Consider the following 9,372-nt stretch of genomic DNA (forward strand, 5'->3'; position numbering starts at 1 on the left):
GCGACTGCTCCTGCGTCTGGTTCAGCTGGAGCACCTTCGACAGCAGGACCGGCCCGAACGCGGTCACGCTCGCCCGGACGGGGATCCCCGGGCCGATCCCGCCGAGCGAGTAGAACTCGGCCGGGCAGGCGGTGGGCTCCCACTCCTGGGCGACCTCCGCCGCCCGTTCCGCCGTCTTCCCGCCCGGCACGCCCGGGGCGGAGATTCCCGAGACGTCGCCCTTCACGTCGGCGAGGAAGACCGGCACGCCGTTCGCGGAGAGCTGCTCGGCGATCAGCTGGAGGGTCTTGGTCTTACCCGTTCCGGTGGCCCCCGCGACGAGTCCGTGGCGGTTGAGCATGGACAGCGGGATGCGGATCTGCCGGGAGGGCGTGCAGGTCCCGTCCCAGAGCAGGGCCCCCAGCTCCAGCGCGGGCCCGGTGAAGGCGTACCCGGCGGCGATCGCGTCGGGCGGGTCGGTGCTCTGGCTCATGCGTCACTCCCGGAATAGCCCTGTGTGCCACTTTTGCACCGCTGGAGCGAGGCTGCGCCCGGAGGCACCGGCCCGGTAGGCTTTCCGTGTGATCTTCAAGCGCATCGGAAGCGGACGGCCGTACCCCGACCACGGCAGGGAAACCACCCGGCAGTGGGCGGACGTCGCCCCGCGCCCGGTCCGGCTGGACCAGCTCGTGACGACCAAGGGGCAGCTGGACCTGGAGACGCTGCTCGCCGAGGACTCCACGTTCTACGGCGACCTCTTCGCGCACGTCGTGAAGTGGCAGGGCGACCTCTACCTGGAGGACGGGCTGCACCGCGCCGTGCGCGCGGCCCTGCAGCAGCGGCAGGTCCTGCACGCGCGCGTCCTCGAAATGGACTGACCAGCGGCGGACTGACCAGGGGCGGACGGGCGCCGGTTGCGCCTTTCGGGTCTGCCTTACCCGATCAACAGATCATTTAGTAGGCATCGTTCCGGTACGGCACTACGCTGCGCCCATGAGCATGCTCACTCCCCCCGGCATGGGCGGAAAGTACCGCGTCACGGGGACCGCCTACCCCCGTATGAGCCGGCCCCGGCGACGCCGGAAGATCGTGTTCGCCCTGCTCGGCTCGGTCCTCGCACTGGCCCTGCTCGGCTACGGGGCGCTGCAGCTCATCGACGTGTTCGGCGGCGGCGCCAAGAGCGCCGCGGCCGCCGCGGAGGACTGCCCGACCGCGCCCGCCACGCCGGCCAAGGCCGCCGCCCCCGGCCCGGCCGCCGCCTCCGCCACGCCCGCGGTCGCCCTGCCGCAGCCCGGCCAGATCACCGTCAACGTCTACAACGCGACCCCGCGCGCGGGCCTCGCCAAGGCCGTCGGCGACGAGCTGAAGAAGCGCGGCTTCGCCATCGGCCACGTCGGCAACGCCCCCGCCGACTTCGACAAGAAGGTCCCCGGCCCCGGGATACTGCTCGGCTCCCCGCGCACCGACAAGGCGGCCTACTCCGTCCTCGGCACCCAGCTCGCCGGCGTGACCCAGCAGACCGACACCCGCGAGGGCGCGGACATCGACCTGATCCTGGGCGACTCCTTCAAGGAGCTGAACACGAAGGAGGACGCGGACAAGGCGCTGGCCGTCCTGGCCAACCCCGCGCCCGCGCCCTCCCCGAAGAAGTGCTGAGAGCCCGACCGCTGCGCTACTCGGCCGAGCCGTACATGCGGTCGCCCGCGTCGCCCAGGCCCGGCACGATGTAGCCGTGCTCGTTGAGCCGCTCGTCCACGGCGGCCGTCACGACCGTCACCGGCGTGCCCGCGAGCTCGCGCTCCATGACCTCGACGCCCTCGGGCGCGGCCAGCAGCACCACGGCGGTCACGTCGTCGGCGCCGCGCTTGATGAGCTCCTGGATCGCGGCGACCAGCGTGCCGCCGGTGGCCAGCATCGGGTCCACCACGTAGACCTGGCGCCCGGAGAGGTCCTCGGGCATGCGCGTCGCGTACGTGGAGGCCTCCAGGGTCTCCTCGTTGCGGACCATGCCCAGGAAGCCCACCTCGGCGGTCGGCAGCAGCCGGACCATGCCGTCCAGCATGCCGAGGCCGGCGCGCAGGATCGGGACGACCAGCGGGCGCGGGTACGACAGCTTGACGCCGGTGGTGGGGCCGACCGGGGTCACGATGTCGGACTGCTCGGTGCGCACGTCGCGGGTGGCCTCGTACGCGAGGAGCGTCACCAGCTCGTCGGCGAGCCGACGGAAGGTGGGGGAGTCGGTGCGCTTGTCGCGCAGCGTGGTGAGTTTGTGCGCCACCAAGGGGTGATCGACGACCTGCAAACGCACAACATCCTCCAAGACTCAGCCGGGCTTCGACCTGCGATCAGCGACCTGCGACCCTGCTACCTGCGGTGAAACGGCCGCCTGTGCGCGACCTGCTGCCAAAAGGCTACGCGGTGGAAGGGGCGCGGCGCGTCCCGCGGGCGCCCCCGGCCCCTCCGGATGCGGGCCGCCGCCCCGCCCGGCACCCTGGACGGATGAGCGAAGGCCCCCTGGGCGGCGGACTGGTGATCGCCGCCGTCGACGGTTCCGACCACAGCCTGCGGGCCCTGGAATGGGCCCGGCTGGCCGCCCTGCGCCACGGCACGGGCCTGATGGTCGCCCACGTCCTGCCCGAGGCCTCCCAGCTGTACGCGGGCCGCCGCTCGGCCCTGCACGACCCGAACGAGCCCGAGGAGTACGCCGACCCCGTCGGCGACCGGGTGCGCGCCCTGCTGGAGTCGGGCCCACAGCTTCCCGCGGAGGTCCGCTACGAGGCCCTGGAGGGCTCCGTGCCCGAGGCGCTGCGGGCCGTCAGCACCGAGCGGGAGCCCCTGATGCTGGTGATGGGCTCCCGGGGACGCGGCGGGTTCGCCGCCCTGCTGCTCGGGTCCAGCAGCAGGGCCGTGGCCACCACCGCGAGCTGCCCGGTGGTGGTGGTCCCGCACGAGGGGCGGGCGGTGGAGGACCCCGAGGGGGCTTCGGCCGGGCGGGTGGTGCTGGGGCTGCACGCCGCCGAGACGCCCGAGGACGTCCTGTCCTTCGCGTTCGCGGAAGCCGCCGCCCGGGGGACCACCGTCCAGGTGGTGTCGGCGTACGCGCTGCCGCCCGGGCCGATGGCGGTGATCGACAGCCCCTTCGCGGTGATCCCGCCCGAGGCGCTCGCCGACGGCCCGGACGGGGTGCCGGCCGAACGGGAGATGCTGCGGGCCCAGACGGAGCGGCTGGCCCCGCTGCGGGCCCGCCACCCGGACGTGCCGGTCGAGCAGGCCGCCGTGCCCGGGGACCCGGCGGGACGGCTGGTGGAGGCGTCCCGGTCGGCCGCGCTGGTCGTGGTGGGCCGCCACCATCCGCGCCGGCGGTCCCTGCTGATCGGGTCGGTGGCGCACGCCGTCCTCCAGCACGCGCACGGCCCGGTGGCGGTCGTACCGGCGCTGCACGACGACGAGCCGGCCTGAGGACCGGCCGGCCTGAGGACCAGCCGGCCTGAGGACGAGCAGGCCTGAGACGAGCAGGCCTGAGCCACCGCGCGTGACCTGACCCTTCAGCCGGCCCTCGCCCTGACCTGGGCCGATCCGGAAGAGGGTGGCATCAAACGCGCCGACGGGGGGAAGGTGGGAGCCGGGGGGTCTGCTTCGCGCCGGCGGAGGAGGACGACCGGACCAGCCGGGGTGGTGGCCGATGCCCAAGACGAAGCCCGAGAACGACGGCAAGGGGAGCGAGGCGGACCAGCCGCCGGAGACGGCGGCGCAGCGCAGGGCGCGGCGCGCCCAGTTCCTGCGCGACCTGATGGAGGCCCGGGCGCTGCGCGACCGGGTGCAGCCCCGCCGCGCCCGCGCGGCCCGCATGCGCCAGCAGATGCGGATGCGTACCTTCCGTTGGTGACGGGCACGATGCCCACGGCAGCCTCCGGCCCCCGACCGGACCTCCGCCCGGCGCCGCGACACGGCCGCCGCGCGGAAGACCTCTCGCAAAGCCGCTGTTTCTGCCACGATGCCGATTGGGCGGGGTGCGAACAGCTTGTGTCAGGACCGTTCACACCCCAACCTCCGGCCGGGGGGACCTCCATCCGGCACGCCTATGACCAGTGGGAGAGTCACGGTGTATTTCGCCGCACTGCTCGCGCGCACCGAAGACGGGTGGGAAGCGAGCGACCTGGAACTCGACGACGTCGAGTCCCTCAGTGATCTGATCGATCTCGCACGTTCCGCCGCTGTCGACGACGACACGGTGGTCGCCCTCATCGAGCAGGAGGACGCCTGGTTCGGCGTCGTCCGCGTGGACGGAGAGGAGGACCCCCGGTACTTCGTGTCGAACGCCTCCGCCGCCGACCGGAGCTCCTACGGATCGATGCTGACCAAGGAGCTGCTGGGCGGCCTCGACGAGGACGACGAACTCGACGAACTGGACCTGGACGGCACCGAGGACGGGGAGGACGAGCCCGTCGCCGCCTACGAGGACGAGGACGAGGAGGCGGACGAGCGACCGGGATCCGGCTCCGAGCCGGTGACGGCCGGACCGCTCGGCGACCCCCGGCTGCTGGACGACCTCGGCGTCGGCCACAAGGAGCTGATGACCCTCGACGGGGACGCCCTCACCGAGATCGCCGACGCCCTCGGCGCCACCGAGGTGCTGGAGGCCGTCCGCTAGTGACCGCAGCGCACCACCTCACGCACGACGCGCAGGACACGCAGGACACGCACGGCATGCACGACACGCACGGCATGCACACCGCGCACGGCGCCGGAGACCCCGTACGGGATCCCTGGCGGGAGCCCATGCGCCTGGCCCTGCGGGAGGCGGCCCTGGCCGTGCCGGCCGGTGACGTACCGGTCGGGGCCGTCCTCCTGGGACCGGACGGGGCCGTCCTCGCCACCGGGCACAACGAACGGGAGGCCGTCGGAGATCCCACGGCGCACGCCGAGGTGCTGGCGCTGCGCCGGGGGGCCGCCCGGCTCGGCGAATGGCGGCTCACGGGGTGCACCCTCGTGGTCACCCTGGAGCCGTGCGTGATGTGCGCGGGCGCGCTCGTCCAGTCCCGGGTGGCCCGGGTCGTCTACGGCGCGGCGGACGAGAAGGCGGGAGCCGCGGGGTCGCTGTGGGACCTCGTGCGCGACCGCAGGCTCAACCACCGGCCGGAGGTGATCCGGGGAGTGCTGGAGGAGGAGTGCTCCCGGCAGCTGACCGAGTTCTTCCGGGAGCGGTGAGCAGGGCCACTCGGCCGGAAGTTGCGAAGCACTCCCCACCATCGGCTAGGATCTCTCTCGGTGGTGTGTCCGAGTGGCCGAAGGAGCTCGCCTCGAAAGCGAGTATGGGGCAACCCATCGGGGGTTCAAATCCCTCCACCACCGCTCTGAAAACGAGAGCCCCGGTTCGTACGAACCGGGGCTCTCGTGCGTGCCCGCCGTGACCGGGCGTCCCCTCGGCCGTTGGACACGGTATGACCAAGACCCAGCGTCTCCTCGCCGCCTTCGCCCTCGCGGGGGCCGCCGCGGGCCTCGCCGCGCCCGCCGCCTCCGCCGCGCCGCCCGCCCCGCTCACCCTCCCGGACCTGCCGACGGCGGCCCCGGGCATGCCCGCGGGCGCCACGCCGGCCTCGGTCCAGGACATCGGGGCGAAGGTGGGCGAGGGGGCCAACCAGCTGAACCAGCTGATGACGCTGCCCGACCAGCTCCAGCCCGCGATCGCCCCCGTGGCGCCCCTGGTGGACCTGCTCGGGGCCGTCCAGTAGGAGGCCCGCGGCGCCCCGGAACGCGAAGAAGGCCCCGACCGGAGCCGGGGCCTTCCACGTGGGCGGGGGAAGTGACGTCGGGGGGACAAAGCCACTTCCCCCGGTGAGGACGGAACCCGCCAGCCCGAGCCGCAGTCAGGGGGGAAGCTTGCGGCTCGGACCCCGCAGTGAGGTCCTGTCCCTCACCCACCGGTTTCCTGCCAGAACCGGTGGGCTCGTGTTCAATCCTGCGCCTCCCACGACCGGACACCCAGCGGCAAAGGGCCCGTACGACAGGGTCATTGGTCCTTAAAGGACAGATGAGTGTCCGAACCTGACCGGTTAGACTCACCCGACTTCGCAGTACCGGTTGGGGAGGCCGACACCGCTCATGGACACCAAGAAGCTCATCACGGGCGCCCTCACGGTGTTCGTCCTCTTCGTGATCATCACCCAGCCCAAGCGGGCGGCCGAGATGGTCGGAATAGGCTTCCAGGGCATATCGGATGCCGCCTCGGGCATCGGCGAGTTCATCACCGAACTGGTGACCTGAGCCCGTACGCTGAAGCGATTTCCGGACATCCAGGCCCCTCACTCCGCGGGTGGGGGGCCTTTCGCGTTCACCTTTCACGTTCACGGCGGTAAAAAGAATACCCATAAATGCCCAACTTGCCCTCAACACGGCTATATACGGTGCTTGCACACAGTGCACATCTCTTGTGATGCTATGACCGCTTTTGACGTTATGAGACGGATGAGTTGACCGAAGGGGTGGCGTGACCGTGCCGGCCAGTACTGCGCCTCAGGTGCCTCCCCAGCAAGAAGCCCGACAGGAACCCAGGCAGGACGCCCGGCAGGAGCCGCGGCAGGAGCCCCGCCAGGACGCGCGCCCGGAGCCCTCGCCGGAGCCGCCCGCCGACTCCCGGGAGCCCGAGGCGCCGCCCGCGAGACCGCAGGGCCGGGGCGCCGACACCCGGGCCCTGACCCAGGTGCTCTTCGGCCAGCTGAAGGGCCTGCAGCCGGGCACCAGCGAGCACAACCGGGTGCGCGGGGCCCTGATCGAGGCCAACCTCCCGCTGGTGCGTTACGCGGCCGCCCGCTTCCGCAGCCGCAACGAGCCGATGGAGGACGTGGTCCAGGTCGGCACCATCGGGCTGATCAACGCGATCGACCGCTTCGACCCGGAGCGCGGGGTCCAGTTCCCCACCTTCGCGATGCCGACGGTGGTGGGCGAGATCAAGCGGTACTTCCGCGACAACGTCCGCACCGTCCACGTCCCGCGCCGCCTCCACGAGCTGTGGGTGCAGGTCAACGCCGCCACCGAGGACCTCACCACCCTCCACGGCCGCACCCCCACCACCCCCGAGATCGCCGAGCGGCTGCGGATCAGCGAGGACGAGGTGCTCTCCTGCATCGAGGCCGGCCGCAGCTACCACGCGACCTCCCTGGAGGCCGCCCAGGAGGGCGACGGGATGCCCGGGCTGCTCGACCGGCTCGGCTACGAGGACCCCGAGCTGGCCGGCGTCGAGCACCGCGACCTCGTCCGCCACCTGCTCGTACAGCTGCCCGAACGGGAGCAGCGGATCCTGCTGCTGCGCTACTACAACAACCTGACGCAGTCGCAGATCAGCGCCGAGCTCGGGGTCTCCCAGATGCACGTCTCGCGGCTGCTCGCGCGGAGCTTCGCCCGTCTGAGATCCGCAAACAGGATCGAGGCTTAACCCCCTCGGGTGGAGCCCGGCCCGCGATTCCCTACAGAACCGGCTCATTCCGCTCGGTCGGCCGTCTGTCGCTGGAGATACTTGTCGACATGACGCTACAGCGTGTTGCCGACATGTGACATTCTGCTGGAACCGCGTTTGCCGCAGCCCCGCCTCCGGTATTCAGGTGGAGGCTGCGTTCCTCCGACGGGACGCGCCGATACGCGACCGTCCGCGACCTCAAGGGGGTGGCATGTCCGTAGACCAGGGCAGCTCCAAGGTGCTCACGCTCGTCCAGCGTGAGCTGCCGGCAGTGGCCGACCGCTCGGAAGCCATCGACACCCGCACCCTCTCCCGCTCCCTCTTCCAGCGACTCGCCACCCTGGACCCGGACAGCCCCGAACGGGCGTACGTACGCGACACCCTGATCGAGCTGAACCTCCCGCTGGTGCGTTACGCGGCGGCCCGGTTCCGCAGCCGCAACGAGCCGATGGAGGACATCGTCCAGGTCGGCACGATCGGCCTGATCAAGGCGATCGACCGGTTCGACTGCGAACGCGGGGTCGAGTTCCCGACGTTCGCGATGCCGACCGTCGTGGGCGAGATCAAACGATTCTTTCGGGACACCTCCTGGTCCGTCCGCGTCCCGCGCCGGCTCCAGGAGCTGCGCCTCGCGCTGACGAAGGCCAGCGACGAACTCGCCCAGCGCCTCGACCGGTCCCCGACCGTGCCGGAGCTGGCGGCGGTCCTCGGGGTCACCGAGGAGGAGGTCGTCGACGGGCTCGCCGTGGGCAACGCCTACACCGCCTCCTCGCTCGACTCCCCCTCCCCGGAGGACGAGGGCGGCGAGGGCTCCCTCGCGGACCGGCTCGGGTACGAGGACACCGCGCTCGAAGGCGTCGAGTACCGCGAGTCGCTCAAGCCGCTGCTGGCCAAACTCCCGCCCAGGGAGCGTCAGATCATCATGCTGCGCTTCTTCGCGAACATGACCCAGTCGCAGATCGGCGAGGAGGTCGGCATCTCCCAGATGCACGTCTCCCGGCTGCTGACGCGGACGCTGGCGCAGCTGCGCACGGGCCTGATCGGGGAGTAGGACCCCGAGCCACGGCCCCGCGCGGGGTTCACATTTGACATGGCGTCAGGAACACTGGCGCGATGCGAACGGGATCCCGCGCGGCGCGCCTCCTCGCCCCCCTCGCCCTGTGCTGCACGGCGGCCGCCGCCCTCACCGGCTGCGGCGGCCCGGCCCGTGACGGCTACGCCGCCGTGGGCGCCGCGGCCCCCGGGCCCGAGCGGGGCGCGGGGCAGAACGTACCTCCGCAGGGGCAGGTCGAGTTCCAGCCGATCGCGTCGGCGGGCTCGGCCCCTTCGGCGAGCGCGTCCACCGTTACGACGCCCGGCGCGCCGGGGTCACAGCCCGGCGGGAGCTCCGCCCAGGGCGGAGCGACGCCCACCGCCCAGGGCGGCTCCGCCCCCGCACCCGGCACCCCGCCGGCCCCGGGCACCCCACCGACCACCCCCGGCGCCGGGGGCGCGGGCGGGGGCGGGGGCACTCCGGGGGGCACGGGGAGCGCGGGCGGGACGGGCGGCGCTGGCGGCTCGGGGACCTCGGGCGGCGCGGGGGGCACAGGCGGCACAGGGACCTCGGGCGGCACAGGCGGCTCTGGCGGCACAGGCGGCTCGGGAAGCGCAGGCGGCTCCGGCGGCACCACGCCCCCGCCCGCCACACCGGCACGCCTCACGCTGAGCACCCCGGTCCGCGCGGCGGCGTCCGACCGCTGGTGCGAGCGCGTCACGGTGGGCTTCACCAACACCGGCGGCAGCCCGGCCCGTTCGGGCACGGTCACCTTCGCCACGCACGTCATCGGCGCCCTCGGCGTCGACTGGGCCACCCTCACCACGGCCCAGCCGCTGCCCGCCCCCATCGCGGGCGGGAGCTCCAGGACGCAGACCTACACGGTCTGCGTGGAGGCCTGGCGGGT

At 72.6% G+C, this 9,372-nt stretch carries 13 protein-coding genes and 1 tRNA gene; 12 read left to right on the plus strand and 2 right to left on the minus strand.

Annotated elements, in window-relative coordinates; all coding sequences use genetic code 11:
* On the minus strand, positions 1-472 hold a 472-nt coding region (locus AB0O29_RS32620; protein ID WP_365159047.1), incomplete at its 3' end, for a helicase HerA-like domain-containing protein.
* 88 nt (positions 473-560) lie between these two features.
* On the opposite strand from AB0O29_RS32620, the gene AB0O29_RS32625 reads away from it, so the two are divergent.
* Entirely contained in the window at positions 561-857 is a 297-nt protein-coding gene (locus AB0O29_RS32625) for a type II toxin-antitoxin system VapB family antitoxin (RefSeq protein WP_008740979.1), read from the plus strand.
* A gap of 115 nt (positions 858-972) precedes the next feature.
* Positions 973-1,635, plus strand: a complete 663-nt coding sequence (locus tag AB0O29_RS32630; protein ID WP_365159050.1) for a LytR C-terminal domain-containing protein — start codon at positions 973-975, stop codon at positions 1,633-1,635.
* A gap of 16 nt (positions 1,636-1,651) precedes the next feature.
* On the opposite strand, the gene upp is transcribed toward AB0O29_RS32630, so the two are convergent.
* The gene (gene upp / locus AB0O29_RS32635) at positions 1,652-2,287 is read right to left on the minus strand and encodes a uracil phosphoribosyltransferase (protein WP_365159053.1); all 636 of its coding nucleotides are present in this window, start codon (positions 2,285-2,287) and stop codon (positions 1,652-1,654) included.
* Between the two features lie 191 nt (positions 2,288-2,478).
* On the opposite strand from upp, the gene AB0O29_RS32640 reads away from it, so the two are divergent.
* The 10 genes from AB0O29_RS32640 to AB0O29_RS32685 all read left to right on the plus strand — a co-directional run.
* The gene (locus tag AB0O29_RS32640) at positions 2,479-3,438 is read left to right on the plus strand and encodes a universal stress protein (protein ID WP_365159056.1); all 960 of its coding nucleotides are present in this window, start codon (positions 2,479-2,481) and stop codon (positions 3,436-3,438) included.
* A gap of 223 nt (positions 3,439-3,661) precedes the next feature.
* Positions 3,662-3,865: a hypothetical protein gene (locus AB0O29_RS32645; RefSeq protein ID WP_365159059.1), complete on the plus strand. Its 204-nt coding sequence runs from the start codon at positions 3,662-3,664 to the stop codon at positions 3,863-3,865.
* A gap of 216 nt (positions 3,866-4,081) precedes the next feature.
* Positions 4,082-4,630, plus strand: a complete 549-nt coding sequence (locus AB0O29_RS32650) for a hypothetical protein (protein ID WP_365159061.1) — start codon at positions 4,082-4,084, stop codon at positions 4,628-4,630.
* A gap of 74 nt (positions 4,631-4,704) precedes the next feature.
* Entirely contained in the window at positions 4,705-5,187 is a 483-nt protein-coding gene (gene tadA, locus AB0O29_RS32655) for a tRNA adenosine(34) deaminase TadA (protein ID WP_365159076.1), read from the plus strand.
* 59 nt (positions 5,188-5,246) lie between these two features.
* Positions 5,247-5,331 (plus strand) — tRNA-Ser (locus AB0O29_RS32660).
* A gap of 89 nt (positions 5,332-5,420) precedes the next feature.
* On the plus strand, positions 5,421-5,711 hold the full coding sequence (locus AB0O29_RS32665; RefSeq protein WP_365159064.1) for a hypothetical protein: 291 nt from the start codon (positions 5,421-5,423) through the stop codon (positions 5,709-5,711).
* Between the two features lie 370 nt (positions 5,712-6,081).
* The gene (locus tag AB0O29_RS32670; protein WP_167747595.1) at positions 6,082-6,243 is read left to right on the plus strand and encodes a hypothetical protein; all 162 of its coding nucleotides are present in this window, start codon (positions 6,082-6,084) and stop codon (positions 6,241-6,243) included.
* 253 nt (positions 6,244-6,496) lie between these two features.
* Entirely contained in the window at positions 6,497-7,411 is a 915-nt protein-coding gene (locus AB0O29_RS32675; RefSeq protein ID WP_365159067.1) for a SigB/SigF/SigG family RNA polymerase sigma factor, read from the plus strand.
* Between the two features lie 232 nt (positions 7,412-7,643).
* Positions 7,644-8,483, plus strand: coding sequence for an RNA polymerase sigma factor SigF (locus AB0O29_RS32680; protein ID WP_365159070.1), 840 nt, complete (start codon positions 7,644-7,646; stop codon positions 8,481-8,483).
* A 62-nt stretch (positions 8,484-8,545) separates the two neighbouring features.
* Positions 8,546-9,372: hypothetical protein (locus AB0O29_RS32685; RefSeq protein ID WP_365159073.1), on the plus strand; the 827-nt coding region annotated here is incomplete at its 3' end.

The sequence above is a fragment of the Streptomyces sp. NPDC089915 genome (genome assembly GCF_040684675.1).
Classification (GTDB): Bacteria; Actinomycetota; Actinomycetes; order Streptomycetales; family Streptomycetaceae; genus Streptomyces.